This window comes from Altererythrobacter xiamenensis (genome assembly GCF_900177715.1).
Taxonomy (GTDB): Bacteria; Pseudomonadota; Alphaproteobacteria; order Sphingomonadales; family Sphingomonadaceae; genus Erythrobacter; species Erythrobacter xiamenensis.
The window spans coordinates 657,218-683,933 of the sequence record NZ_FXWG01000002.1 but is presented as its reverse complement, the minus strand read 5'-3'; the positions used below and the strand labels follow the sequence as shown (position 1 = coordinate 683,933).

Genomic DNA, 26,716 nt, shown 5'->3' with positions numbered 1-26,716 from the left:
ATTAGAACCACTTCCAGCGCCAGAACAGCGCGACCAGTGCGAACAGGATCGCGCAGCACAGCACGACCACGATCCAGAAGGCTTGCGGATTGTCCATGCCCGGAACGCCGCCGACATTGATGCCGAGCAGACCTGTCAGGAAGCCCAGCGGCAGGAAGATCGCGGCGACAATCGTAAGCAGGTAGTTGGTGCGTTCATTGCGGGCGATCGCCCTGCCCCGGATGTCGTCCATCAGGACAACCGCGCTTTCCTTGCTGATGTCGAGATCTTCGAGATAGCGCCGCAGCCGGTCGATCGATTCCGCGATCTCGCGCCGGTCGTGATCTTCGAACCAGCCGGGCGCGTAGCGGCTGATCGCCTCCAATGCCTCGTGCATCGGCCCCATGTGCCTCTTCAATCCAAGGCAATTGCGCCTGATGGTGGCGATCCGTTCGAGAGCCTCTTCCGCATCGTCGTCCGCATCGCGATCTTCCAGCGTATCGATATGTTCGTTCATGTCGACAATCGAGCGGTTCATCCGCGTGATCATCGCCTCGGTGAGTTCTGTTATGATCGCGCCGCAATCGTTCGGGCCAGCTTCGCGACGGTCGATCATCTTGAGAACGTGACGCGGCGTCTGGAGCGGCATACGGCGCAGCGTGACCAGCCGCTTGCCATCGCACCAAAGCTGCATCGAGAGCATGTCTTCCGGTTCGGCACCGGGGTTGAAGTTGATCCCCCTCAGCGTGGCGACCAAGGTATTGCCTTCGCGAAAGGCGCGCGGCCGTGTGCGATCGCTGACCAACAGTTCGCGCGTGGGTTCCGGTATCTCGAGCTTCTCAAGCCATTCCTCGACGCCGGGCTGGTTGCGGCACAGGTGGACCCAAAGCACCTCGCCCTCTTTGGTCGGCTGCCATTCGCGCACGTGATCCCAATCGATCGGCCGTCCGGCGCCCTTGCCATCGAGCACACGCCCGAAAATCATCGGCGTGCCGTCTATGCAATCGCCCGGCTGGTCCACCTGCTGTTCTTCGAGGTCGTCGTCCATTTCGCTCTCATGCCGCAAAGCATGCGGCCTGTCATTGCCCCTTCACACAGGCACGACTATATGGACGGCCATGTCTTCAGTCAGACCTTGGCGCGACATCGAACGTCGCAAGAGCCGCCAGATCATGGTCGGCGATGTCCCGGTGGGCGGCGATGCGCCGATTACCGTGCAGACCATGACCAATACGCCGACCGAGGATGCGGTCGCCACCATCGATCAGATTCGCCGCTGCGAGGATGCAGGGGCGGACATCATTCGCGTCTCGGTCCCCACGGTCGAGGCAAGCGCCGCCTTCGCCAAGATCACCAGGGCGGCGCGCGTACCGATCGTCGCCGATATCCATTTCCACTACAAGCGCGCTCTCGAAGCTGCCGATGCCGGCGCGGCCTGTCTGCGCATCAATCCCGGCAATATCGGAAGTGACCAGCGCGTCGCCGAGGTGGTCCGCGCCGCGAAGGCGAATGGCTGCGCGATCCGTATCGGCGTGAACGCTGGCAGCCTCGAGAAAGACCTGCTCGAAAAATACGGCGAGCCTTGCCCCGAAGCGCTGATCGAAAGCGCGCTCGATCATATCAAGCTGCTGCAGGATCACGATTTCCACGACTACAAGGTCGCGGTGAAGGCGTCCGACGTCTTCCTCGCTGTCGCAGCCTATCACGGGCTTGCCGACGCGGTCGATTGCCCGCTCCATCTCGGCATTACCGAGGCTGGCGGGCTTATCGGCGGCACTGTGAAGAGTTCAATCGGCATCGGTTCGCTGCTGTGGGCGGGGATCGGCGACACGATCCGCGTCTCGCTCTCGGCAGAGCCTGAGCAGGAAGTGAAGGTCGGCTACGAGATCCTCAAGTCGCTCGGCCTGCGCACCCGCGGCGTTCGCGTCGTTTCCTGCCCGAGCTGTTCGCGCCAGGGGTTCGACGTGATCCGGACCGTCGAAACGCTCGAAAAGCGGCTCGAACACATCAAGACACCGATGAGCCTTTCGGTGCTCGGTTGCGTCGTCAACGGCCCCGGCGAAGCGCGCGAGACCGATATCGGGATTACCGGCGGCGGTCAGGGCAAACATATGGTATATCTGTCGGGCGTGACCGATCACCATGTGCAATCGGACGACATGCTCGACCACATCGTGAAGCTGGTCGAGGAAAAGGCAGCGAGGATCGAGGCCGGCGAAGCGACCGCCTTCGATCCGCACGCGGCGGAAGCTGAAGCGGCGGAATAGCCGGAACGCTTGCACCCCCACTCCGTAGATTGGCCATACAAACCACCATGCGGAGCCTCACTTTATGATCGATGCCGAACACCTCGCCCGTCTCCCCGCGCGAGACGACGAGGGGCTGCTTCATGCATTCATCGAATGCCCCAAGGGCAACACCCACAAGATCGACCTCGACAAGAAGCTGGGCATCTTCCGCTGGGCGATCGAACTGCCCGAAGGTCTGACCTTTCCTGCAAACTTCGGCTTCATCCCCGCGACGATGGCCGAGGATGGCGACGCGCTCGATGTCATGGTGCTCACCGGTGGCCCCTTGCCCTCGGGAACGCTCGTCGGGGTGCGGCCGGTGGCGATCCTGCGGATGGAGCAGGAGGAGGATGGCGAGATGGTTCGCAACGACCGTCTGGTCGGCGTTCCGCCGCTCAGCCAGACATTCGGAGAGATCGAACGGCTCGACCAGCTACGCCCCACGATGATGTGGGAACTCGGCGTGTTCTTCGAGGTCTACAACCGCCTGATCGATCGCAAGATCAACATCCTCGATCCGGGCGACGAGCAGGAAGCCGCCGAACTGGCCGACAAGGCGATCGCGGCCAAGCAGGACTTGAACGGCTAGACCAGCGGTGCTCCACGTCGTCCATCATGCCGATTACATGGCGCCGCGCCCGGAGCGCGGGACGTTCAAATTCGACAAATATTTCCTCGTCATGGAGGCGCTCCGGGCAAGCGGCGCGCCGATTACCGAGCACGCGCCCGATCCCATGCCGAGAGAATGGCTGGAGGCGGTGCATTGCCCCACCTATGTCGATGAAGTTTTCCGCGCCGAGGTTCCGCGCGAGAAAGAGCGCCGGATCGGCTTTCCGGTCACGCCGCATATCGCCAGCCGCGTGCGGCACACCAACGGCGGGACATGGCTCGCCGCGCAATTGGCGAAGCAGCATGGCTATGCCGCGAACTCGGCCGCCGGGAGCCATCACGCGCTGCATGATACCGGCGCAGGCTATTGCGTCTTCAACGACCTTGCCGTCGCAGCCAATCGCCTGATCGCAGAAGGCGACGCGCGCCGCATCCTGATCGTCGACTGCGATGTGCATCAGGGCGACGGCACCGCCAGCCTCACCGCAGGGCGCGCGGACATCTTCACGCTCTCACTCCATGCGGAAAAGAATTTCCCGGTAAGGAAGGCGCGTTCGAGCCTCGACGTGAACCTGCCCGACGGGATGAACGACGATGGCTATATGGAGGCGCTGACCCGCCATCTGCCTGACATCATGGCCGATTTCGAGCCCGACCTGGTGCTCTATCAGGCAGGTGTCGATCCGCATGGCGATGACAAGCTCGGGCGGCTCGATCTGACCGACGAGGGGCTCAGGGCGCGCGATCGCTATGTCGTGTCGGAGGCGCGGCGCCGCGGCCTGCCGATCGCCTCGGCTCTCGGCGGCGGCTATGGCGACGATCAAGGCGCTGTCGGCGAACGGCATGCCCGTTCGATGCTGGCGATGGCGGAAGAGAACATGCGCTGGAACCCCGCCGCTCAGGCTGCGCTTTGAGAAGCTTTAAGAAGCCTTAAACCCGGCCTGCTAGGCTCGTGCCATGTTGGGAAAGACGCTTCTTGCAGTCGGCATGATCTTCCTTGCCGTGCTCGCCTTCACGCCGCGCGGCGAGGAGCTTGATGCGCTCGCTGCCGCCGGAGACGTGCCGAGCCAACAAACCTCGCAAAATCCGTGGGCTACGCAGAGCGCCAATGTGACGACCTATGATGGCTGGGGGACCTCGCTTCCGCGGCAAGGGGACGGACATTTCTATGCCGACGCCTATGTGAACGACGTTTCGACCCGTTTCATGGTCGATACCGGCGCAAGCACCATCGCTCTGACCGGCGAGGATGCCGAAGCTATCGGCCTCTACTGGTCCGATGAAGATGTTCAGCCCGTGGCGCGCGGGGCGAGCGGAACCGTCTATGGCGTCCACGTGACGCTCGAACAGGTCGAACTGGGCGGGTTCGAAGCGCGCGGTCTTTCTGCGATCGTCGTGCCGGAAGGGCTCGACATATCGCTGCTGGGCCAGTCATTCCTCGGCACGATCGAAAATGTCCATATCCGAGGCGATGAAATGGTCCTCGAGCGCTAGGGGCTGGCTCGGGGCAATACGGGAACATCCGCAGGCTTGCCCCATTCACCTGAGCGAAAAGCTACGCTATATAGGTTTGCGATATGAAGCGGCGTGACATCCTCAAGAGCGGCATCGTGGGCGGCGCGGCCCTTGCGCTTCCGGCCCGGGTCTTTGCTATCCCCAAGGCCGGAACGAAGCGCGACCGCGCGCTGTTCAAGCTGGCCAAGCGAGAGCTCGATCGCGCGGGCGACGTCATCTGGAAACGCGATATTGTGGGCATCGCCGATTTCGGCGTGCATTCGGCCGAGCGCCGCTTCCACTTCGTCAATCTCGACCGCGAAGAGGTGCAGAGCTACCACGTCAGTCACGGCACCGGCTCCGACCCGGAACACGACGGCTGGCTCAACCACTATTCCAATCGTGAAGGCTCCAACGCGACCAGCCGCGGAGCCTACGTGACCTGGGAATGGTATCAGGGCCGCTACGGCACTTCGGTGCGCCTCGGCGGGCTCGACAGTACCAATTCCAACGCACTTCAGCGTTACATCGTGATGCACCGCGCTCAATATGCGGAACCTTCGCATATCGAGCGCTGGGGCCGCCTCGGCCGCTCCAACGGATGCTTTGCCTTGGGCGAAGAACAGTTCCGCGTGGCGCTGATGAATCTGTCCGGCGGGCGGTTGCTCTATGCCGATAGCCTCGGCTGGAGCGAGGACGGCACCGGAGTTCCCGAAGGCGAGCTGACGCTGCTACAGCCGGATCGGCCCAGCGACATGCAGCGTTACAATCCGGGCTCGTACTGATCGAAGCTCGCAGAACGGGAAACGCCACATTGGCTTTCTTAGCTATTAAACCAATGTGGCTGTTCGCTGCTTTGGCAGGTAAAATCGGGTTCCTGCTTTTCCGAGACGATGTCAGGATGTACTTAGCACCTTCAATCGAGAATCTTGAACTGAAGTATCTCGGATCATCAAGTCGATCGACTTGGGATTTTTACCTCTGCGTTGACGAAATTCGTGCTTCCGGGCTCGGCTTTCAAAGTCGAAATGTTCCGCTGAAATTCCGTCAAGTGACTAGCGAAGGAGAAGCAAGGAGAGTTCAGTTCGTATCCAACGCGGTACGCAAAACTCGTTTAGACTTCTGGCAGGAATCCGGACGACTGGAAGCCCGATTGTACGGCCCCGCCGGAAGAGCAGTTCGCGCCAGTGAGCTTGAGCATTTCGAACATTGTCTGGGTCAACCTGCCAGCCTACCGGGCAAGGAAGAGAATTAGCCCTCAGTCCGCGCCGATTGCGCGCGGATCGTTCTCGATCACGATCACCTCTTCGTCCGTCTCCTGCGCGCGGTTGTTCACGCGTGGAGCGTCGAGACTGGCGAGCACCGGCGCATCGCGATCATAGATATCCTTGAAGGTGGACAGCTCGCCATTGATGTCGGTCGCCATGGTGAAATAGGTGATGTAGGCGGGCATTTCCCGCTCGATCGGGACCAGCGTGTACTCACCCGAAGTCGCGATCTCTACCGCCTCTTCCTTCGAAGCACCCTTGCCCAGAATCGCCATGGTGATGGCAAGCTCGAGCGCGCGCTCGGTTCGGATGCACCCATGGCTCAGAGCGCGATCATCATTGTTGAACAGGTGACGCGACGGGGTGTCGTGGAAGAAAATCGCATGACGATTGGGCATCTCCAGCTTCATCTGGCCAAGCGAGTTGCCCGGTCCCGGCTGCTGAACCACGGAGATCCAGCCATTGGCACCCTTGGTCGCCTTGTAGCCGGCGCGGCGCGCCCAGGCCGGATTGTTGAGCACTTTCGCGCCCAGCCCTTCACCCTTCACGATCGACTGCGGGACGGTCCAGGTCGGGTTGAAAACCACGCCCTCTACTTTTTCGGCGAGCTGCGGGGTCGCGGTGCGTCCCGGTTTGCCGACGATGGTGCGATAGGTCGAAATGATCTTGTCGTTCACCGTCAGGCGCAGCTGATATTCGGGCACGTTCGTGATCAGATATTGCTTGCCGAGGTCGCGCGCGAGCCAGCGCCAGCGATCCATGTTGGCGCGGATCAGCTTGCGCGTCCTGGTGTCGGACTCGGGTGTCTCGGCGAGCGCTTCTTTCAGATGCCCGTAATCGGGATGCGTCGGGTGAAGCTGCTCGAGGGTGCCGGCGATGTCACCACTCTCGACTGCCTTGGCAAGCAGATCCGATGTACGGAAGCGGTCGCGGTCGGGATCGACCACGAACCACTGCTTGCGCGCATCCATCGGAGTGCGTCCGTCGCGCAGATCCTCGACCAGCCAGACGAAATTCTTCGAAGCGATCTCGTCGAGTTCGCTTGAGGGACCGGATGCGATGGCGGTGCTCAGCGCCTGGCCATCGTAATCGCTCGGATTGAGGCCTTCGGCGCCGATGCCCTCGATCACCTGAAGCAGCGCTTCTGCATTCGCCACCGACCAGGGCACGACCAGCGGGGCAGGCTCGGCATCGAGATTGCCCTGCACCAGCGGGTCGGAGACCATCTTGGGAAAGGCCTCGTCGAAGCTTTCAGGGTCTGCCTGCGCTTCTATCGTATCGTCCTCGGGCAGCAGGCTTTCCGGCTGCGCTTCCTGCGCCCATGCCGTGCAAGCAACCGAAACGGCCGCGGCGCTTACCATCCATTTACCCACCGAACTGCGCATCGTACTGATATCTTTCCTGTTTCTTTCCGACCATTATCGGGCTGGTCTCCAGACCCCGGCATATACAGCCTTGCCCCTGCGCCTATCAAGCATGACGGCTTTCGCCCGGCTGAATTCCTGCCGCTTTTTGCAAACCGCCTTGATGACGCAGCCAGTGCGTGCCCTTATGAGTCAGGGCGAGCATGCAGGATAATCCGATCAAGCCGGTCCTTGCGACCATTGCAGGAATCGCGCTGTTTTCGGCGATGGACGCCGTGATGAAGAGCGCCGCGCTCAGCATCGGGGCCTACAGCGCCTATTTCCTGCGATGCCTTGTCGGGTTCGTGATGATCGCACCGTTCTGGTGGTATCGCGCCCGCACTTTCCCCTCAGCGCGCGTCATGCGTATCCACCTGCTGCGCGGCGTGGTGGTCGCCTTCATGGGCTGGACTTTCTTCTTCGCGCTCACCCGGCTGCCGCTGGCCGAAGCGATCGCGCTATCCTTCATCGCCCCAGTGTTTGCGCTCTACCTCGCCGCCGTCCTTCTGGGCGAAACGATCGAGCGCAAGGCGATCATCGCGGCGATTCTCGGCCTCGCCGGAGTGGTCGTCATCGTGGGAGGGAAGATCGGACGCGAACGGATGGACGAGGAGGCGACCGTCGGCCTTATCGCGCTGCTGTTGTCGGCGCTGCTCTATGCCTGGAACCTCATCCTGCAACGCCAGCAGGCGCTGGTTGCCCGCCCGAGCGAGGTCAGCACCTTCCAGAACGGCATCGTCGCGCTCACCCTGCTGGCAGGCGCACCGTTCCTGCTGGTCATGCCCGATCAGGCCGCGTGGATGGACATCACCGCCGGCGCAGCGCTGGCGGTCGGCGCCGCGCTGTTCCTCTCCTGGGCCTATGCCCGCGCCGAGGCGCAGGTCCTCGTTCCGATCGAATATACCGGTTTCCTGTGGGCGGCATTTTTCGGCTGGATCGCCTTCGGGGAACGGGTCACGCCGAGCACCGTTTTAGGGGCAGTGCTCATCGTAGTGGGATGCTGGATCGCGACGCGTCGCCAAAAAGCGCCCGCAAAGCCCGAACAGACCGCAATCTAGGCCTCCGCGCCCTTGACGGAGAGCGCGCAAGAGAGCAGGTGCCGCGGCATATGCATTTCCCGCTTTCCTCCCCGGGCGATGTAGACAAATCATGAAAGGAAACGCGCCTCTATGACCCAGGTCGGCAAGGACACGCTCGCTACCCGTTCCACCCTCAACGTCAACGGCAAGGACTACGCCTATTACTCCTTCGCCAAGGCGTCCGAGAAAATCGGCGACATTTCGCGCCTGCCGATCTCGCTCAAGGTGCTGCTGGAAAACATGCTGCGGTTCGAGGACGACGGTTTCACCGTGTCGACCGACGACATTCAGGCGATCGCCGACTGGCAGAAGGATCCGAAGACCGGCAAGGAAATCCAGTATCGCCCGGCCCGCGTCCTGCTGCAGGACTTCACCGGCGTGCCCTGCGTTGTCGATCTTGCCGCGATGCGCGATGCAATCGCGAAGCTCGGCGGCGATACCGCGAAGATCAATCCGCAGGTTCCCGTGAACCTCGTGATCGACCACTCGGTCATGGTCGACGAGTTCGGCCACCCCAAGGCTTTCGAGAAGAACGTCGAGCTCGAATATCAGCGCAATGCCGAGCGCTATGACTTCCTCAAATGGGGCTCGAAGAGCTTCCAGAACTTCTCTGCCGTGCCTCCGGGCACCGGCATCTGCCACCAGGTGAACCTCGAACACATCGGCAAGGGCGTGTGGTCGAGCGAAGACCCGGACGGCGCCGCCGTCGCCTATCCCGACACCTGCGTCGGCACCGACAGCCACACCACCATGATCAACGGCCTCGGCGTTCTGGGCTGGGGCGTTGGCGGGATCGAAGCCGAAGCCGCCATGCTCGGCCAGCCGATCTCGATGCTCATCCCCGAAGTCGTCGGCTTCAAGCTGACCGGCAAGCTGGCTGAAGGCGTCACTGCCACCGACCTCGTGCTGACCTGCGTGCAGATGCTGCGCGAAGTCGGCGTGGTCGGCCGTTTCGTCGAGTTCTACGGTCCGGGCGTGTCCAACCTCAGCCTCGCCGACCGCGCCACCATCGCCAACATGGCACCCGAATACGGCGCGACCTGCGGCTTCTTCGGTGTCGACGACAAGACGATAGAATACCTGCGCCTCACGGGCCGCAGCGAAGAGCAGATCGCGCTCGTCGAAGCCTATTCGAAGGAACAGGGCATGTGGTTCGAGCCGGACAATGAGCCGGTCTTCACCAAGACGCTCGATCTCGACATGTCGGCCGTCGTACCGAGCCTTGCGGGCCCCAAGCGTCCGCAGGACAAGGTCATCCTTCCCGAGGTGGACGAGCTGTTCAACACCGACCTCAAGACGGTCTACAAGAAGAGCGCCCCCGAGCGTGTCGCAGTCGAGGGCAAGGACCACGATATCGGTGATGGCGACGTCGTGATCGCCGCGATCACCAGCTGCACCAACACCTCCAATCCGGATGTGCTGATCGCCGCCGGCCTTGTCGCCAAGAAAGCGGTCGAAAAAGGCCTGAAGCCGAAGCCCTGGGTCAAGACCTCGCTCGCACCCGGATCGCAGGTTGTGACCGACTATCTGGTGAAATCGGGCCTGCAGGAAGACCTCAATGCGATCGGTTTCGACCTTGTTGGCTATGGTTGCACCACCTGCATCGGCAATTCCGGCCCGCTCGCTCCGCCGATTTCCAACGCGATCAACGGCAACAACATCGTTGCCGCCAGCGTGCTTTCGGGCAACCGCAACTTCGAAGGTCGCGTCTCGCCTGACGTGCGCGCCAACTTCCTCGCCTCACCCCCGCTCGTGGTCGCTTACGCGCTCAAGGGCACGGTGACGGAGGATATCACCGACACGCCGATCGGTCAGGACCAGGACGGCAATGACGTGATGCTCGCCGACCTGTGGCCGTCCAATCAGGAAGTTGCCGAACACCGTGCGGCCAATATCGATCGTGAGATGTTCGAGCGCCGCTATGCCGACGTCTACAAGGGCGACGAGCACTGGCAGGCGATCAAGGTCGAGGCTTCGGACACCTACCAGTGGCGTCCGGGTTCGACCTATGTCGCCAACCCGCCCTATTTCGAGGGCATGGACATGACGCCGGCTCCGGTCACCGACATCGTCGAGGCCAAGCCGCTCGCCATCCTCGGCGACAGTGTCACCACCGACCACATCTCGCCAGCCGGCGCGATCAAGGAAGACAGCCCGGCAGGCGAATACCTGATGGGCAACCAGGTCGCGAAGGCGGACTTCAACTCCTACGGCTCGCGCCGCGGCAACCACGAAGTCATGATGCGCGGCACTTTCGCCAATATCCGCATCAAGAACGAAATGGTCCCCGGCGTCGAAGGTGGATACACCACCTACAAGGGCGAGCAGATGCCGATCTACGACGCCGCCATGAAGCACAAGGAAGACGGCACGCCGCTCGTCGTCATCGGCGGCAAGGAATACGGCACCGGCTCTTCGCGCGACTGGGCGGCCAAGGGTACCATCCTGCTGGGCGTCCGCGCAGTCATCGTCGAAAGCTTCGAGCGTATCCACCGCTCGAATCTCGTCGGCATGGGCGTGCTTCCGCTGCAGTTCAAGGAAGGCGACACCCGCGAGACCCTGGGTTTGAAGAGCGACGATACCTTCACGATCAAGGGCCTGGCCGATCTGAAACCTTCGCAGGAAGTCGAAATCGAAGTCTCGCGCGCCGATGGGGCTACGTTCAGCTTCAACGCGCTATGCCGAATCGATACGGCTAACGAGATGGAGTATTACAAGAATGGTGGCATTCTCCATTACGTCCTCAGGAAGCTCGCTGCGGCCTGACCGACGCCTATCGCAGATCGTGCTCGCGGGCGCGGGGGCCATGGCCCTCGCAGCCTGCGGTGCCGATGCGGAGACTTCTGAAGACTCTGAAGAAAAGCCGGCGAAATGGGCTCCCGTTGAGCTCGCCAGCGCTGGACTCGGCGAGGTCGAGGAAATCGATCCTGCCGCGCTTGAAGAGCTCACGAAGAGCAACAAGGTTCGCCTGATCGACGTCCGCACCGATGAAGAGGTGGCGGAAGGAATGATCCCGGGCGCGGAGCACATCGCACTCGATGAGTTCGAGCCGACGAAGCTCGACCTGTCCGACGGGCGCGAGCCTGTGCTTTATTGCCGCTCCGACCGGCGATCCGGTATCGCCGCAGAAAAGCTGGCCCAGCACATCGGCAAGAGCGTCAGGCATCTCGACGGCGGGATTAACGCCTGGCGCGACAAGGGGCTACCGATCAAGCGCCCCGCGGTTTTCTGAGTAGCGAGCGCAAGGCGCTTCACCATTCCATGAAAAAAGGGCGGCACACCCGAAGGTGACCGCCCTTTCAGTTTTGAAGTTCCGCAAGGGGAGCGGTTCATGCCCCCTTTCGGATCTTGAACTTGCGACGGCCGAGGATTGCCGCGGCTGCCGCACCGAACAAGATGGTCATCGGCGGTGCCGGAACGTCCGTTCCGCTGCTGGTGCCGCCGGAAGTGCTGGACGAGCTTGAGCTGCTGCTGCTGCTCGACGAAGAGCTGGAAGAGCTGCTCGAAGAGGTCGAAGTCGAGGTCGACGAAGAGGAGCTCGAGCTGCTGCTCGACGAGGACGAGCTGGACGACGAGGAGCTGGTGCTGCTTGTCATGTTGCCCGAGCTACCGCCGCTGGTCGACATGCCGCCCGATGACGAACTCGAGGAAGACGAGCTCGACGAGCTGCTGGACGAGGAAGATGAACTCGAGGAGGAAGAGCTCGAACTGGTCACGCCGCCGGTCGAGGTCGAGACATTGCCCGACGAACTGGAAACGTTGCCACTCGAGCTCGAGACATTACCCGAGGAACTCGACACATTGCCGGAAGAGCTCGACACGTTGCCAGAACTGCTCGAGACCGCGCCCGTCGAGGAGCTGACACCGCCAGTGGAGGAGCTGACAGCACCGGTTGACGAGCTGACGGCTCCCGTCGAGCTGGAGACATTACCCGAGCTGCTGACCGCACCGGTCGATGAGCTGACCGTACCGGTCGAGCTCGACACATCGCCCGAACTGCTAACGGCGCCAGTCGAGCTGGAGACATCGCCGGAGCTGCTGACAGCGCCGGTCGAGGAGGAAATGTTGCCGCTGGTGGTCGAGGTCGATACTTCACCGGTCGAACTGGTGATCGAGCCGGAGGAGCTGGTGCTCGTCACACCGCCCGAGGAACTGGTGCTCGACACCTGCCCCGAAGATGAGGTCGTCGAGGTCGAATTGTCGATATCGATGATGATATCCTGGCCCTGATCCTGACCGCCCGAACTGGTCGTGGTCGAGCTGACGACAACGCTGCCGCCGCCGCTTGAACCACCACCGAAGAAGCCGCCGAAGAAGCCGCCGCCGAAACCGCCGAAGCCGCCTCCGCCGCCATACACGATCGGGCCGCCACCGCCGCCGCCACCCTGGATCGGGGGCAATGCAGGAAGCGGTGCCGGAATCATCCGGGCACGGTAGATCGGCGGGCATTCTGCCGGATCGGTGTAGGTTTCGACGATCCGGCCCTTGCCGTCAGCCGACGAGGCAGCCGCTTCGGTGCCATCGACGGGCGCGCATTCCAGCGTCCGCTCGACGATCCGGCGCTTGCGCTTGATCGGCTTGGGAATCTCCCGCTCGCGCTTGATATAGCGCGGCGTCTGAGGAACGATCTTCCCCTTGATCAGCTTGCCGCCCTTGATGTCGCTGGCATAGACCGGGCTGTCCGTAACAGGGTCTTCCGCCACGCGCACGGCGCCGCCGGTCAGCAGGGCAACGCCTGCAGCCGTCGCGGCGAGTTGGGCTGTGAGCATTTTAACCGACATGGATCGTCACTCTCAATTGCTTGGTCGAACAGACGATCCGCCGGCGTCTCCGGCAATTCACCTATTCCTGTGCCATCAATTGAAAGCGGTTAGTCAGCTGCAGCAACGCGATTAACCATGATACGGCAGGCGCGACGTCGCTTTTTTGCGCCGCGCCCCGCGTGAAACCGCGACTTGTCCCGTATTGGAACCGATTCGCGGACAATAGTTGCCCGGAAATTAAGGATTTCCGTCAAACAAGCCGGTTTGCGAACCACCCTGCGAATCTCTGGGTGGAGACATTTCCAGGTGATTCCATCCAGCGTCGTTGAGCATCCGCCCGCGTGCAGTGCGGGCTAACAGGCCGAGCTGGATGAGGTAGGGCTCGACCACTTCCTCGACCGTGTCGCGCGGTTCAGCCAGCCCTGCCGCGAGAGTCTCCACACCGACAGGGCCGCCCTTGTAAGTACCTGCGATCATGAGAAGATAGCGCCTGTCCATGGCGTCGAGCCCGAGGGAATCGATCTCGAGACGGGTCAGCGCATCGTCTGCCAGCGCGCGGGTTACGGTCTTTTCACCCGCCACATGGGCAAAGTCGCGCACCCGCCGCAGCAGGCGGCCTGCAACACGCGGCGTGCCGCGCGAACGCCGCGCAATCTCGCGCGCGCCCGCGGGTTCGATATTCATGCCGAGCAGGCGCGCACCGCGCGTCACGACCTGGTCGAGCTCGTCATGGGTGTAGAAGTTCAGTCGCACCGGAATGCCGAAGCGATCGCGCAAGGGCGTCGTCAGCAGGCCTTGTCGCGTCGTCGCGCCGATCAGCGTGAAGGGCGGCAGGTCGATACGCACACTTCGCGCCGCCGGCCCCTCCCCGATGATGATGTCGAGCGCCCGGTCTTCCATCGCCGGATAGAGCACTTCCTCGACCACGGGATTGAGACGGTGGATCTCGTCGATGAAGAGCACGTCATGCGGTTCGAGATTGGTCAGCAGGGCGGCAAGGTCGCCAGCCTTGGCGATAACCGGGCCGCTGGTGGCGCGAAAACCCGCGCCCAGTTCCCTGGCGATGATCTGCGCGAGCGTGGTCTTGCCGAGGCCGGGCGGGCCGAAGAACAGCGTGTGGTCCATCGCCTCGCCGCGCGATTTGGCGCTTTCGATGAAGACGCGCAGGTTGTCGCGCGCCGCCTCCTGCCCGATGAACTCGTCGAGCGATTTCGGGCGCAGCGCCGCATCGGGATCGTCGGCCTGCCGTTCGGGCGAGTGGATGGGCACGGGATCAGTCATTAGTCGTGGGGCCACCAAGTGGCGCCCCCCTTACCGAAAGCGGCAATCGCATTCACAAAGTCTTGATCATCGTTGCCAGCATCTGAAAACTCAAGCGATGAAACGACCGCTGCACGTTCAAGAGCAATTGGTGCCGAATCAGATTGTGTCCTCGCGTAAGGGAAAAGTGCCCCACATACCTGCCTGATCTTCGCAGCCTGGATTTGATACTCAGCAATATTGAAGTTTACACCAATCCTATAGGTTTGCTCTTCCCTTATGAGCGATTCCAATCGCGCATTCAGGATCTGTAGTTGGCTGACCAATTCGCCAACGAGTTGGTTGACAGGCTCGTTCTCACTCGTTCTCAAAAAATCAGCAAGACTTTCAATGGCTTCATGCGGAAAAACTGGAGGACTCCAGTTGCCGCGAAGCCTTCCCGCTTTTCTGATTGATCTAGCTTCATCAAGGCTTTGAATTACCTCTTCTGAATATTCCGAAATTGTCGAAAGCGTGTGGGCCATTAAAAATCGGTTCGCTTGATGCTCTCGATTCAAACGGGCGCGTTCGAGACGATCAGAGCGCTGGATCTGGGTCCAAAGCAACCAAATGGTAATCGCTGCTGCTATTGTCGCCAACGTCGCAGCTTCTAGAGTCTGCCATTCGTATAGACACTGACTGAAGTCATTTGCCCAATCAGCAGAAACGTCACATCTGGCTAGTGCGGTATCTGCCATCACCCCGCCGCCCGTTTCAGCGCCACGCGGATCAACTCGCTTTCGCTCGCATCTTCGCCCAGCTCGCTTTGGGCGCGCGCCACGGCCTGTGCCGCGATCGCGGGTTTGAAGCCGAGGTTTTCGAGCGCGCTCACCGCATCTGCGCTCGCCCCGCCCGCAGGTGACACGGTGCCCGCAGGCACGCCAGCCATGCCGCCGCCGGACAGCGCGCCTGCCTTGTCCTTCAGCTCGTTGACGATACGGCTCGCCATTTTCGGCCCGACACCCTTGGCCCGGGCGACGGTCGCCGCGTCCTGCGCCGCGCAGGCATCGCGCAACTCGCCGGTCGAGAGCGCCGAGAGCACCGCCAGCGCGACCTTGCTCCCCACGCCCTGCACCTGCGTAAGCATGCGGAACCAGTCGCGCTCCGCGCTTTCGGCAAATCCGAGCAGCCGCATGTCGTTTTCGCTCACCTGCAGGTCGGTGTGGATCGTGCAGGCCTCGCCTACTTCGCCCAGCGCGCTGAGCGTCTTGGTCGAACAATGGACGAGATAGCCCACGCCCTGCACGTCGACGATCGCCCAGTCCTCGCCAGTCTCGTCGAGCCGCCCCGATAGCTTTGCGATCATTTTTCGTGTCCCTTGGGCATGCTTTGTTCTTGCGCGTAAAGAACTGCTTGGTCCAGTGATTATGGACAGCGGCCCACAGTTGCGACATGAGGCGAGCCCATGAGCTGGAACACATTCGGACGCGTGCTGCGCTTCACCACCTGGGGGGAAAGCCATGGGCCGGGCCTCGGCGCGGTGCTCGATGGCTGCCCGCCGCGCATTGCGCTGTCGGAAGAGGACATCCAGCCCTTCATGGACGCGCGCCGCCCGGGCCAGAGCAAGTTCACGACCCAGCGGCAGGAAGCCGATCTGGTGAAGATCATGTCGGGCGTGTTCGAGGGCCAGACGACAGGCACGCCGATCCATCTGATGATCGAGAACACCGATCAGCGGTCGAAAGATTACTCGGAGATCGCCCAGGCCTATCGCCCGGGACATGCCGATTACGCCTATGACGCGAAATACGGCATCCGCGACTATCGCGGCGGCGGGCGGTCAAGCGCGCGCGAAACCGCGGCAAGGGTGGCGGCAGGTGCGGTGGCGCGGCTGATCATCCCCGAAGTCACGATCACCGCCTATGTCTGCGAGCTAGGCGGCGATGCGATCGACCGCGACAATATCGACTACGGCCAGATCACCCAGAACCCGTTCTTCTGCCCCGATGCTGAAGCGGCGAAGCGCTGGGAGGGACTCGTCGACGATGCGAGGCTGGCAGGTTCGTCGCTGGGTGCGATCGTGGAGTGCGTTGCGACGGGCGTACCGGCGGGATGGGGCGCACCGGTCTATGCCAAGCTCGACAGCGAACTGGCCGCCGCGATGATGAGCATCAATGCCACCAAGGGCGTCGAGATCGGAGACGGGTTCGAAGCCGCGCGGCTGACCGGCGAGCAGAACGCCGACCCGATGCGCCCGGCACCCGAAGGGAGCAATGACGGCGCTCCGCAATTCCTCGCCAATCACGCCGGAGGCACGGCAGGCGGCATCTCGACGGGCCAGCCGGTGGTGTGCCGCGTCGCGTTCAAGCCAACCAGCTCGATCCTTACACCGGTTGAATCGATCACATCGGATGGCGAGGCGACCGAGGTCCGCACCAAGGGCCGCCATGACCCCTGCGTCGGTATTCGCGGGACGCCCGTCGTCGAAGCGATGATGGCCCTTGTCCTTGCCGACCAGAAGCTGCTGCACAGGGCGCAGACAGCAAGCGGCTAGCCCGCCCCGGCCCCGGCCGAACCACCCCGCATTCTCGTTTCCGACAAATGTAAATCTTTGTCGCCCTCACTTTCGGGCTCCGCAAACCGCGGGTAAGCGCATGCAACGGGTCATGCGGGGGAAGTGGATTGCCTACGCGTAAGAGTGAACGGGTCTCGACCAGCCGAACGGCAATCGCCACCATTCCGGGATCGGATTTCAGGGTGCTGGTCCGCGACATTTCGGTAAGCGGCTGCCGCCTCAGCACCGATAGCGCGCTCGCCAAGACCGGCAGCACGATCATCGTCAGCCTTGCCGGCCTGGAAATGGCGAGCGGCCAGATCGCCTGGGTCGCCGATGGCGAATGCGGCGTGAAGTTTCATCGCCCGATCACCGAAGAAGCCGTGGACCAGATCTCCGGCGCCATTGATTGAAGCCGGGCGAAGCGGTTGAGTTGCATCAAACGCAATAAACTTTGTTGTGAGTTGCACTTAGCAAAACTTACCCGTCGCTGATCGAAAATTTCAATCTTAGCAATCGCAACATATCGCTTTTGTGCGTTGCAACAACGCCTATCTGGTGTGCGAGATTTCAACCCGAAACACACCGGAAAAGGAACAATTCATGGGTATCATCGGATCGACCATCAAACCGTTCAAGGCGACCGCATTCCAGGCCGACAAGGACTTCTTCGACGTCACCGAGAAGGACATCGAAGGCAAGTGGGCCGTCTTCTTCTTCTATCCCGCAGACTTCACCTTCGTCTGCCCGACCGAGCTCGAAGACCTCGGCGAAAAGTATGAGATGCTGCAGTCGATGGGCGTCGAAGTTTTCGCCGTCTCGACCGACACGCACTTCAGCCACAAGGCATGGCACGACACCTCGGAAAAGATCGGCAAGCTGAAGTTCGCCTTCCTTGGCGACCAGCTTCACACGCTGTCGAACAACTTCGGCGTGCTGCGTGAGGAAATGGGCCTCGCCGACCGTGCGACCTTCGTCGTCGATCCCGACGGCGTGATCCAGATCATGGAAATCACCTGCGAGGGTGTCGGCCGCAACGCCAACGAACTGACCCGCAAGATCAAGGCGGCACAGTACGTCCGCGCAAACCCCGGCCAGGTCTGCCCGGCAGCCTGGGAAGAAGGCAGCGACACGCTGGCTCCCTCGCTCGACCTCGTCGGCAAGATCTAAGCGACACGCGAAAAGCTCCGGCGCGCCATTCCTCCGGCGTGCCGGAACCTGCCCGAGCATAGCTCTCGGGTCGCATCGAGATCCGGGGCGGACCCTCCCTCCCCCTCCCGCCGTCCCGGATCTCATTACCTCTCCGGCCCGTCCGGACCTGACAATGATAATTGCCGAAAGGACCCGCCATGCTCGATCAAGCGATGCAGACCCAGCTCAAGCAGTACCTTGCGAACCTTCGCGAGCCGATTGAACTTGTCGCGACGCTGGACGAGGGCGAGAAGTCCCAGCAGACTCGCGAACTCCTGACCGAGATCGCCGAGCTTCACGAAATGGTGACCGCAAGCTTCGACGGTCGTGACGAGCGCGCACCCAGCTTCATCATCCGCCGCGCAAGCGATGCGGAAAAGTGGGTCCGCTTTGCCGGTCTTCCGATGGGGCACGAGTTCACCTCGCTGGTGCTTGCCCTGCTGTGGGCCGGCGGCCACCCGCCCAAGGTCGACGCCGACCTGCTCGAACAGGTTCGCGGGCTTGAAGGCGATTTCAATTTCGAGATGTATTTCTCGCTGAGCTGTCACAACTGCCCGGACGTGGTGCAGGCGCTGACGCTGATGGCGCTCGAGAATCCGCGCATCACCGCAACGCTGATCGAAGGCGGCACCTTCCAGGACGAGGTCGAGGAACGCGGCGTGCTCGCAGTGCCCGCGACCTTCCTCAACGGCGAAAGCTTCTACAACGGCAAGATGGAACTCGCCGAAGTCCTCGCGAAGCTGGACACCGGCGCCGACGCCAAGGCCGCAGAAAAGCTGTCGGCCAAGGAGCCGTTCGAAGTGCTGATCGTCGGTGGCGGCCCCGCGGGCGCTGCCTCGGCCATCTACACCGCGCGCAAGGGCTTCAGCACCGGCATTGCGGCCGAACGGTTCGGCGGCCAGCTGCACGACACGCTCGGGATCGAGAACCTGCCCGGCACGCCCTACACCGAAGGGCCCAAGCTTGCAGGCGACCTCGAAAAGCATGTCGGTGATTACGACATCGACGTGATGAACCTTGCCCGCGCGACCGAACTGCGACCGGCGAGCGAGGCTGGCGGCATGCACGAGCTGACGCTGGCCAATGGCGCGACACTCAAGGCGCGCTCGCTGATCCTCGCGACCGGTGCGCGCTGGCGCAATCTCGGCGTTCCCGGAGAAACGGAATATCGCAACAAGGGTGTGGCATACTGCCCGCACTGCGACGGTCCGCTGTTCAAGGGCAAGCGCATCGCGGTGATCGGCGGCGGCAATTCGGGCGTCGAGGCGGCGATCGACCTTGCCAAGATCGTCGGCCACGTCACGCTGATCGAATATGACAGCAAGCTGCGCGCCGACGAGGTGTTGCAGGCCAAGCTGCGCAGCATGAGCAATGTCGAGATCATCACCTCCGGTCAGACGACCGAGATTCTTGGCGACGGCAGCCGCGTGAACGGACTGATGCTCAAGGACCGCAATTCGGGCGACGAGCGCCGGATCGAGTTGGAAGGCGTGTTCGTCCAGATCGGCCTCGTCCCCAATACCGAGTGGCTGCAGGAATCGGGCCTCGAGCTGTCGAAATTCGGCGAAATCGTCACCGACGAAGAGGGCAAGACAAACCTGCCCGGCATCTTTGCCGCAGGCGACGTGACCACGACGCCCTACAAGCAGATCGTCGTCGCGATGGGCGGTGGATCGAGTGCAGGCCTTTCGGCTTTCGACTATCTCATCCGCAACGAGCCGAAAGACGAAATCGCTCAGGCAGCCTGAGCCACCCTCCTCGCGAGGGGAACCAACTTCAAAGGCGCCGCTTTCCTAATAGGAGGGCGGCGTTTTTGCGTGGGCGTTTGACGACGATCAATGATCGCCTGCTTCAATCAAACATACAAAATTAATCGATTGGATTATTTACCGAACGAGGATCATCCTTACCGATATAGACTGACACCGAGTCCCCCAATTCCAGAGGAGAGAGATCATGGACGCGAAGACCGGAGAAATGAGCGGCGGCTGCCCCTTCCACGGAGATGGAGGCGTACGCAGCCTGCTTGGCCGCACCAACCGCGATTGGTGGCCCGACTCGCTCAACCTCGAAATCCTCACGCAGGAAGGCAAGTCGGCCGACCCGCATGGCGAGGACTTCGACTATGCCGAAGCTTTCAACACGATCGATTACAAGGCGCTCAAGGAAGACCTGAAAGCGCTGATGACCGACAGCCAGGACTGGTGGCCGGCCGATTACGGCCACTACGGTCCGTTCTTCATTCGCATGGCCTGGCACGCAGCCGGCACCTATCGCACCGGCGACGGTCGCGGCGGCGCAGGCAGCGGGCAGCAGCGCTTCGCTCCGCTCAACAGCTGGCCCGACAACGGCAACCTCGACAAGGCGCGCCGCCTGCTGTGGCCGATCAAGCAGAAATACGGCAAGAACATCAGCTGGGCCGATCTCTTCATCCTGACCGGCAATGTCGCGATCGAATCGATGGGCGGCCCGGTGTTCGGCTTCGGCGGCGGTCGCAAGGACGTCTACGAGCCCGAGACGGTATACTGGGGCACCGAAGAGAAGTGGGTCGACGAAGGCGTCGAAACGCGCATCAATCCCGATGAGGGCAAGGCGCTCGACAATCCGCTCGCCGCGATCCAGATGGGTCTCATCTACGTCAATCCCGAGGGTCCGGGCGGCAATCCGCACGACCCCGAGGGCATGGCGCGCGACATGAAGGAAACCTTCGCGCGCATGGCCATGAATGACGAGGAAACCGTGGCGCTGACCGCTGGCGGTCATGCTTTCGGCAAAGCCCATGGCGCCAAGCCTGCAGACAGCTTCGGCGGTGCACCGGAAAGCGAAGCTCTCGCGCTTCAGGGCTTCGGCTGGCTGACCGACGCCGAGGAAATCGGCAAGGGTCAGATTACCACTTCGGGTATCGAAGGCGCCTGGACGCCTAACCCGACCGAGTGGGGCGGCGACTATTTCCGCCTGCTGTTCAAATATGAATACGAGCTGGTGCAGAGCCCTGCAGGCGCGAACCAGTGGCAGCCGATCGATCCCGATCCCGAAGACATGGCGCCCGACGCGCGCGATCCTTCGAAGAAGGTGCCGACGATGATGACCACTGCCGACATGGCGCTGAAGCGCGATCCGGCCTATCGGGCGATCTCCGAGCGTTTTCGCGACGACCAGGCGGCGCTCGACGATGCCTTTGCCCGCGCATGGTTCAAGCTTTGCCACCGCGACATGGGTCCGAAGGTTCGCTACATGGGCCCCGAAGTGCCCGAGGAAGACCTGATCTGGCAGGATCCGGTTCCCGCTGGCACCACGCCTTCGGACAGCGCCGTTGCGGACTTCAAGTCCAAGGTGCTCGATAGCGGTCTCACCGTCAGCGAACTTGTGAAGGCAGCCTGGGCTTCGGCCTCGACCTACCGCAATTCGGACCATCGCGGCGGCGCCAATGGCGCCCGCATCCGCCTCGCTCCGCAGAAGGACTGGGCGGTCAACGATCCGGAGGAACTGTCCAAGGTTCTGTCGAAGCTCGATGAAATCCGCGGCGACCTCTCGATGGCCGATGCCATCGTGCTGGGCGGCGCGGCAGCGATCGAGAAAGCAGCGAAGGACGGCGGATTCGACGTCAAGGTCGATGTCACCACGGGCCGCGGCGATGCGACCGACGAGCAGACCGATGTCGACAGCTTCGAGCCGCTCGAACCGTTCGCCGATGGTTTCCGGAATTATCTGAAGACCAAGGCGAACGTGAAGACCGAGGACATGCTGATCGACCGTGCCCAGCTGCTCGGTCTCTCGATCCCCGAGATGACCGCATTGGTCGGCGGGATGCGCGCGCTTGGTGCCGTCAGCCACCATGCCGACCACGGTTCGAAAATCGGTGTCTTCACCGATCGTCCGGGCGTGCTGAGCACCGACTTCTTCGTCAACCTGCTCGACATGGGCAACAGGTGGGAGACGGTGGACGAGAGCGGCGACGAGGAATTCGTCGGCCGCGACCGCAAGACAGGCGAAGAGAAGTACCGCGGGACGCGCACCGACCTCGTCTTCGGTTCAAACTCTCAGCTGCGCGCGATCTCCGAAGTCTTTGCCGAAAACGGCGGCGAACAGAAGTTCGTCGACACCTTCGTCTCGGCCTGGACCAAGGTGATGGATGCCGACCGTTTCGACATCCGCTGCGCGAAGTATCACAAATAATCGCAGGCGAAACATAACGACCTGACGGGTTTCAAGCTCTTCAGGGTCGCAAGGAGCCCTCGGCACTTCCTCGCGGAATGTCGGGGGCTTTTGCGTTTGCCGGGACAAAATCGGTCAGCCCCATGCGCGCCAGACAAAAAGGGGCGCCGGATCGCTCCGCCGCCCCCGATCTGTTTGCGAAAGTATCGCCGGCCTAGCCGGATTTCTGGTTCGCGTTCTCGAACATTTCCTCGGTGAAGTCCGCTGCAGCCGGCGCGGTATCGCCCTTCTCGCCTGCTGCGATCTCTTCCTTGGTGAGGAAGCGTACCGCAATGCCGAGCGCATTGGTCTTGCCCCAGCTGAACGCGGTCATGTGGCTGTCGCCATAGCTCGCGTTGACCACGGCGTCTGCGTCCATCTTCTCGCCGCGTTCCCACAGTTCCTTGTAGATCTTCTTCTGCGACGGTTCCTTGCTGAAGATCGTCGCCTTGCGAACACCCGCCTTGACCGGGCCGACGACCTTGTAGGGCTTGTCGGTGATATCATAGGGGAAGACGGGCACGCCCACTTCCTCGTTCACGACTTTTTCCGCCTTGTGATTGTCGGCATATACGGCGGTAGAAGGCAGTGCGACAGCAGCAGCCAGCACGGCCGCAGCGAATATTCTGGTTTTCATTGTATCCCTTCCAAGGAATATACCCCCCATTGGGTGAACGAATATTTCTGGCATTCGCAAGAAAAGTCAATTAATTCTCGCGTCCGATCAGTCATGGCTAAAGCCGGCATGATCGAAAAGCGGGGGGCGCATGATTTTTACAACTATTGGTTTGGCGCTGGCCTTGCAGTCAGCCGCGCTGCCGGTGGAAAAGGCAGTCGGGAGCGAGGCGGATACACAGGTGATCGCCGAGACCGAAGACCAGACGCTCACCGCGCCCAATACTCCAATGGAAAAGTCGGAGCCTGGTCCGCCACCGCTCGTCATTCCGCGCGATACGCCGGTGCGCCTGATGGTGCTGAACGAGGTGTCGACCAAGGATCATGCAGCGGGACATCGCTTCCCCTTGCGCGTCAACGAAGCCGTCGTGGTCGACGGGCGCGAGCTCATACCGGTGGGCGCGACCGCATGGGGCGAGCTGACCGATGCCGAGAAAAGCGGCAATGTCGGGAAGCGCGGAAAGCTGGAGGCGAAGCTCAGCCATATCGACCTCGACGGTCGCGAAATCCCGCTGGAGGGTGGCACCAGTTCGAACGGCGCATCGGGGAAAGGCGAGACGATCCTCGGCGTGCTGGCGATGGGTCCGCTCGGCCTGTTTGCCAAGGGCAATAACGCCAAGATCAAGGCGGGTGAGATGATGACCGCCTTCGTAAGCGAAGACGTGGTGCTGGGCGATGCCGAGTAGATTGGCGCTGGGCGATGCCGAGTAGACTGGCGCTTGGCGCCGCATCTCTGGCGCTTCTGGCCGCGCCGCTCTGCGCACAGGACACCGAAGCGAGCGCCGATACGGCAGAGGTGGCACCGGTGGCAGTGCCCCACCGCATCGCCCTTCCCGTCGGGTCAGACGTACCGCTGCGCACTCTCGAGGAAGTATCCAGCAAGACAGCGCGCAAGGGCGACCTCGTGAGGCTCGAGGTGGCCGAGGATTACGTGATTGATGGCCGTGTGGTGCTGCCCCGAGGCACGCCTGCAGTCGCCGAACTGACCCTAGCCGAGAAGAAGGGTTGGATGGGCCGCGCGGGAAAACTTGCCGCACGCATGCTCTATCTCGATCTGCCCGCAGGTCCGGTGCGCCTGTCGGGCGAGCTTGGCGAAGCAGGCCAAAGCAATGCCGAGGTCGCCACCGTTCTCAGCGCATTCACCGGGCTTGGTTTCATCACGGGAAAGAGCGCAGTGATCCCTGCAGGGACCGAACTGGTTGCCCGGCTCGATCGCGAGGCGCGCATTCCGGTTGAGGCGGAGGCCGCACCGGGCAGCTAGCGCGCGCGCTTGAGCACCAGATAGAGCGCACCCTCGCCCCCGTGGCGGCGATGGGCCTTTCTGACCGCACCGATCACGTCGGAATGACGGCTCGCAGCCAGCCAGTCGAGAATCTTGGCGCGGATCGCACCGCGCCTCGCCCCGCGATCCGCAGGATCGACCGGGCGGCTCTTGCCCGCGATCAGCAGGACGACTCGCGCATCCATAGCGCGCGCCTGGTCGATCCCGTGAAGCAGGCGGTCATAGGCCGCGTCGAGCGTGTGGCCATGCAGGTCGAGCGTATAATCGGGCACCAATGCCCCCGACTTGAGCTTGCGATCCCAATGGCCGTCGAGACCACCGCTGGGCGAGGCCGCTGGCACGGGAGCAGGCTTTGCTGGTTGCCGTTTTGAAAGGGGCGCAGGCTGGCGCGGCTTGCGGCGCAATGTGGCAGGCTCGGAGACCTTGACCGTGGAGGCAGGCTCGGCCTCCCTCCCCGCATGCGCGCCCTTGGGACTGATGATCTTTCGTCCGGCAAGCGGCGTGACGCTGGCCGCGAGCTTCTCCCACGCAGCGCTTTCTTCCGCCGACAGGCCGCGCGGTGCGGTCATCGAGCGCGGTTGAGGCGCGCGACCGTTCCCTTGGGCAGCAGGATCAGTGCATTGCCGCGCCCGCTCATGCCGCCAGCGATGGTTCGGGCATCTTCGCCAGCGCCCCAGAATGTATCGAAACGGTTGGCACCCTTGATCGCGCCGCCTGTATCCTGCGCGATCCACAATCCGTCGGCCTCGTTGCGATCGAGGTCGAGCCAGACGGGGGCGCCGAGCGGCACGAACTTGGGATCGGCCGCGACCGAGCTTTCGCGGCGCACCGGAACGCCCAATGCACCTAGCGGGCCGTCGCCGGTAAGCTCGCGGAAGAAAATCCAGCTCTTGTTGAGCCGCATCAGATCCGCGCCTTCCACCGGGTTTTCGCGCAGATATTGCATGATCCCCTGCATCGATCCGGCGTATTGCCCCGGGCCATCGCCGAGGAGCCCGCGTTCGCGCATGACGCTTCCGATGCCGACATATTCGCGCCCGTTCTGCCCGGCATAGCCGATGCGGATCACCTCGCCTTCCGGCGTGCGCAATCGGCCCGAACCCTGGATCTGGAGGAAGAACAGCTCGACCGGATCGGCGGCATAGGCAATTTCCAGCCCGCGTCCGGCAAGCGCGCCCTGCTCTATCTCGGCCCGCTCGTAATACTGGACGAAATTGCCCGAGGCATCGTAGCGCCCGAGCGGCGGACGACCGGTGCGTTCGCTTTCGGGCATGTCGGCAGGCCATGCGCGCACCAGTTCGGGCGGCATTGCATAGACCGGCGTTTCGCAGCCAGGGCGGCGCGTGCGGCAACCCATGATCTCGGGCTCGAAATATCCGGTGGCAAAGGCGGAACCGTCGCCGACCCGGGCGGTCTCGAAGTAACCCTGGAAGAACTCGGTTGCCCGGCCCACCGGCCAGCGCAGAGCTGCCTCGCAGGCGGGCTGCCAGTCAGCGCTGGAGGTGAGGCCGCTCGCGTCGGTCCGTTTCGTCAACTGCGGGCAGGACTCGCGAAAACTGCTGAGCGCGTTGCCGGCATCGAGCGCCGATATGCCGAGCGCGCCGATACCAGGTCCGGGAGTAACGCCTGCAAAGCTGGCGCTTTCGACAACCGGTGCTTCAGGTGTAGCAGGAAGCGCGGTGCGCGGCGGGGTGCCCTCGGGAACCAGCCTCACACAGGCGGAAAGAAGGAGGAGCGAACCCAGAGCCACGCCACGTGCGAGTCCTCTCGACAGCATGCGACCCGCCATGACTTGCTCCCGCCGTTAAAGCCCTCAACCTTCGTCGGTTTCGTCGAGCACCCAGTTGGGATCGGCCGCGTCGATATTGCGCGAGAAGGTCCAGATGTCGCGGCTCTCGATCGCATCGTCGAGCGATCCGGCGATGACCTGTCCCTCCGCATCGCGCGTCACGGCTGCGATGTCGGAGACGAACAGCACGGCAACGCGCGCGGTGCGCCCGTCAAGCTCGGCGGAACGGATGCGATTTTCCTCGATGCGGATCAGCTTGTTGTCGAGCTTGTGGCCCGCAGCCTCGCGAGTATCGATCGCGGCTGCGAAGCTTTCATAGACATCGTCGTCGCACAGTTCGCGCAGCGTTTCCCTGTCGCCCTTCCAGAAGGCCTCGAGGATCATTTCGTAGGCGCCCTTCGCCCCTTCGAGGAAGACAGTAATGTCGAACGTCGGATCGGCAGCGGCAATTGCACGTACACCGCGTTCGACCGCGGGCATGGCACCGTCGAGCTGGACAGGTCGCAGCATCACGGCGGGCGCAGCAGGCTTCGCCTGCGCGGTGCGTTCGTCCTTGTCCTGGTCCGGCTTTTCAAAGCGTTGCGGCACCGACTCTTCTTCATGCTCGGCCCGTTGACCCAGCACGGAATAGAGCCGCAGCCCCAGAAAGGCTGCGATCATGGCGAGGATGACAATTTCGACTATCACGTCACATAATATCCAGTCTGCGGCGTTCCCGCTTGATGGGTAACGCGCGTTAAGCCCCTTCGTGCCCTAAATAGGGGTTAAATACAAATGGACAACGACGTTTCGCGCGAAGCTGCCGCTATTTCGGTCCGATCCCGGGGATTCTGCCGTCTTCATCGCCTTTTGTCGCTGTAGGGAGGCCGGCTCGGTTGCGGGCGATGCAGGAGGGTGCTAACCGCGCGG

General features: G+C 62.5%; 26 protein-coding genes. 17 read left to right on the top strand and 9 right to left on the bottom strand.

Annotated elements, in window-relative coordinates:
* Window position 1: 1 nt before the first annotated feature.
* Window positions 2-1,027, bottom strand: a complete 1,026-nt coding sequence (locus CCE89_RS08655; RefSeq protein ID WP_086437624.1) for a CorA family divalent cation transporter — start codon at window positions 1,025-1,027, stop codon at window positions 2-4.
* Window positions 1,028-1,097: 70 nt separating this feature from the next.
* On the opposite strand from CCE89_RS08655, the gene ispG reads away from it, so the two are divergent.
* The 6 genes from ispG to CCE89_RS15130 all read left to right on the top strand — a co-directional run bounded on the left by ispG (window position 1,098) and on the right by CCE89_RS15130 (window position 5,625).
* A complete protein-coding gene (gene ispG / locus CCE89_RS08650) occupies window positions 1,098-2,246 on the top strand; it encodes a flavodoxin-dependent (E)-4-hydroxy-3-methylbut-2-enyl-diphosphate synthase (RefSeq protein WP_086437623.1) in 1,149 nt (382 codons plus the stop codon).
* 64 nt (window positions 2,247-2,310) lie between these two features.
* The gene (locus CCE89_RS08645; RefSeq protein ID WP_086437622.1) at window positions 2,311-2,856 is read left to right on the top strand and encodes an inorganic diphosphatase; all 546 of its coding nucleotides are present in this window, start codon (window positions 2,311-2,313) and stop codon (window positions 2,854-2,856) included.
* A 37-nt stretch (window positions 2,857-2,893) separates the two neighbouring features.
* On the top strand, window positions 2,894-3,790 hold the full coding sequence (locus CCE89_RS08640) for a histone deacetylase family protein (RefSeq protein WP_086437621.1): 897 nt from the start codon (window positions 2,894-2,896) through the stop codon (window positions 3,788-3,790).
* A 43-nt stretch (window positions 3,791-3,833) separates the two neighbouring features.
* The gene (locus CCE89_RS08635) at window positions 3,834-4,370 is read left to right on the top strand and encodes a retropepsin-like aspartic protease family protein (RefSeq protein ID WP_234990009.1); all 537 of its coding nucleotides are present in this window, start codon (window positions 3,834-3,836) and stop codon (window positions 4,368-4,370) included.
* 83 nt (window positions 4,371-4,453) lie between these two features.
* Complete coding sequence (locus CCE89_RS08630) at window positions 4,454-5,155, top strand: murein L,D-transpeptidase catalytic domain-containing protein (protein ID WP_086437620.1); 702 nt, start codon at window positions 4,454-4,456, stop codon at window positions 5,153-5,155.
* 29 nt (window positions 5,156-5,184) lie between these two features.
* Window positions 5,185-5,625 carry a hypothetical protein gene (locus CCE89_RS15130; protein WP_143255996.1) on the top strand — a complete coding sequence of 147 codons (441 nt, stop codon included), beginning with the start codon at window positions 5,185-5,187 and terminating at the stop codon, window positions 5,623-5,625.
* Window positions 5,626-5,628: 3 nt separating this feature from the next.
* Here CCE89_RS15130 and CCE89_RS08625 read toward each other — a convergent pair whose 3' ends face one another.
* Window positions 5,629-7,023, bottom strand: a complete 1,395-nt coding sequence (locus CCE89_RS08625; protein WP_234990008.1) for a L,D-transpeptidase family protein — start codon at window positions 7,021-7,023, stop codon at window positions 5,629-5,631.
* A 182-nt stretch (window positions 7,024-7,205) separates the two neighbouring features.
* Here CCE89_RS08625 and CCE89_RS08620 point away from each other — a divergent pair, with 182 nt between their 5' ends.
* The 4 genes from CCE89_RS08620 (at window position 7,206) to CCE89_RS08605 (ending at window position 12,350) form a co-directional block, all read left to right on the top strand.
* Complete coding sequence (locus CCE89_RS08620; RefSeq protein WP_086437618.1) at window positions 7,206-8,099, top strand: DMT family transporter; 894 nt, start codon at window positions 7,206-7,208, stop codon at window positions 8,097-8,099.
* A gap of 111 nt (window positions 8,100-8,210) precedes the next feature.
* Window positions 8,211-10,886, top strand: coding sequence for an aconitate hydratase AcnA (acnA, locus tag CCE89_RS08615; protein ID WP_086437617.1), 2,676 nt, complete (start codon window positions 8,211-8,213; stop codon window positions 10,884-10,886).
* Between the two features lie 40 nt (window positions 10,887-10,926).
* The gene (locus tag CCE89_RS08610; RefSeq protein ID WP_234990007.1) at window positions 10,927-11,352 is read left to right on the top strand and encodes a rhodanese-like domain-containing protein; all 426 of its coding nucleotides are present in this window, start codon (window positions 10,927-10,929) and stop codon (window positions 11,350-11,352) included.
* Between the two features lie 122 nt (window positions 11,353-11,474).
* The gene (locus CCE89_RS08605) at window positions 11,475-12,350 is read left to right on the top strand and encodes a hypothetical protein (protein WP_200810313.1); all 876 of its coding nucleotides are present in this window, start codon (window positions 11,475-11,477) and stop codon (window positions 12,348-12,350) included.
* A 770-nt stretch (window positions 12,351-13,120) separates the two neighbouring features.
* Here CCE89_RS08605 and ruvB read toward each other — a convergent pair.
* Genes ruvB through ruvA form a run of 3 tightly spaced genes read right to left on the bottom strand, consistent with a single transcriptional unit; the run spans window position 13,121 to window position 15,488 of the window.
* Complete coding sequence (gene ruvB / locus CCE89_RS08600; RefSeq protein ID WP_086437615.1) at window positions 13,121-14,164, bottom strand: Holliday junction branch migration DNA helicase RuvB; 1,044 nt, start codon at window positions 14,162-14,164, stop codon at window positions 13,121-13,123.
* Window positions 14,164-14,880 (bottom strand): hypothetical protein, encoded by a 717-nt coding sequence (locus CCE89_RS15125; protein ID WP_143255995.1) that lies wholly within the window; start codon window positions 14,878-14,880, stop codon window positions 14,164-14,166. Before CCE89_RS15125 ends, ruvB begins: the two co-directional genes overlap by 1 nt.
* Complete coding sequence (gene ruvA, locus CCE89_RS08590) at window positions 14,880-15,488, bottom strand: Holliday junction branch migration protein RuvA (RefSeq protein WP_086437613.1); 609 nt, start codon at window positions 15,486-15,488, stop codon at window positions 14,880-14,882. Before ruvA ends, CCE89_RS15125 begins: the two co-directional genes overlap by 1 nt.
* A 99-nt stretch (window positions 15,489-15,587) precedes the next feature.
* Here ruvA and aroC point away from each other — a divergent pair, with 99 nt between their 5' ends.
* The 5 genes from aroC to katG all read left to right on the top strand — a co-directional run bounded on the left by aroC (window position 15,588) and on the right by katG (window position 22,043).
* Window positions 15,588-16,676 (top strand): chorismate synthase, encoded by a 1,089-nt coding sequence (gene aroC / locus CCE89_RS08585; protein ID WP_086437612.1) that lies wholly within the window; start codon window positions 15,588-15,590, stop codon window positions 16,674-16,676.
* A 128-nt stretch (window positions 16,677-16,804) separates the two neighbouring features.
* Window positions 16,805-17,089, top strand: a complete 285-nt coding sequence (locus tag CCE89_RS08580; protein ID WP_159456627.1) for a PilZ domain-containing protein — start codon at window positions 16,805-16,807, stop codon at window positions 17,087-17,089.
* Window positions 17,090-17,279: 190 nt separating this feature from the next.
* Window positions 17,280-17,846, top strand: coding sequence for an alkyl hydroperoxide reductase subunit C (gene ahpC / locus CCE89_RS08575; RefSeq protein WP_086437610.1), 567 nt, complete (start codon window positions 17,280-17,282; stop codon window positions 17,844-17,846).
* A 179-nt stretch (window positions 17,847-18,025) separates the two neighbouring features.
* The gene (gene ahpF, locus CCE89_RS08570; protein WP_086437609.1) at window positions 18,026-19,615 is read left to right on the top strand and encodes an alkyl hydroperoxide reductase subunit F; all 1,590 of its coding nucleotides are present in this window, start codon (window positions 18,026-18,028) and stop codon (window positions 19,613-19,615) included.
* A gap of 208 nt (window positions 19,616-19,823) precedes the next feature.
* Window positions 19,824-22,043 (top strand): catalase/peroxidase HPI, encoded by a 2,220-nt coding sequence (gene katG / locus CCE89_RS08565; RefSeq protein ID WP_086437608.1) that lies wholly within the window; start codon window positions 19,824-19,826, stop codon window positions 22,041-22,043.
* Window positions 22,044-22,236: 193 nt separating this feature from the next.
* Here the strand turns inward: katG and CCE89_RS08560 are convergent, their stop codons facing one another.
* Window positions 22,237-22,698, bottom strand: a complete 462-nt coding sequence (locus CCE89_RS08560) for a hypothetical protein (protein WP_234990006.1) — start codon at window positions 22,696-22,698, stop codon at window positions 22,237-22,239.
* A gap of 130 nt (window positions 22,699-22,828) precedes the next feature.
* Between CCE89_RS08560 and CCE89_RS08555 the strand changes: the two genes are divergently transcribed.
* Window positions 22,829-23,422, top strand: a complete 594-nt coding sequence (locus CCE89_RS08555; protein ID WP_143255994.1) for a hypothetical protein — start codon at window positions 22,829-22,831, stop codon at window positions 23,420-23,422.
* A 14-nt stretch (window positions 23,423-23,436) separates the two neighbouring features.
* Window positions 23,437-23,997, top strand: coding sequence for a hypothetical protein (locus CCE89_RS08550; protein ID WP_086437606.1), 561 nt, complete (start codon window positions 23,437-23,439; stop codon window positions 23,995-23,997).
* On the opposite strand, the gene CCE89_RS08545 is transcribed toward CCE89_RS08550, so the two are convergent.
* The 3 genes from CCE89_RS08545 to CCE89_RS08535 are packed head-to-tail and all read right to left on the bottom strand — an operon-like array spanning window position 23,994 to window position 26,494.
* Complete coding sequence (locus CCE89_RS08545) at window positions 23,994-24,587, bottom strand: Smr/MutS family protein (RefSeq protein ID WP_086437605.1); 594 nt, start codon at window positions 24,585-24,587, stop codon at window positions 23,994-23,996. The genes CCE89_RS08550 and CCE89_RS08545 overlap by 4 nt on opposite strands.
* Window positions 24,584-25,807 carry a murein transglycosylase A gene (mltA, locus tag CCE89_RS08540; protein WP_234990005.1) on the bottom strand — a complete coding sequence of 408 codons (1,224 nt, stop codon included), beginning with the start codon at window positions 25,805-25,807 and terminating at the stop codon, window positions 24,584-24,586. The genes CCE89_RS08545 and mltA overlap by 4 nt, the downstream gene beginning before the upstream one ends.
* 24 nt (window positions 25,808-25,831) lie before the next feature.
* Window positions 25,832-26,494, bottom strand: coding sequence for a Tim44/TimA family putative adaptor protein (locus CCE89_RS08535; protein WP_086437604.1), 663 nt, complete (start codon window positions 26,492-26,494; stop codon window positions 25,832-25,834).
* Window positions 26,495-26,716 lie beyond the last annotated feature (222 nt).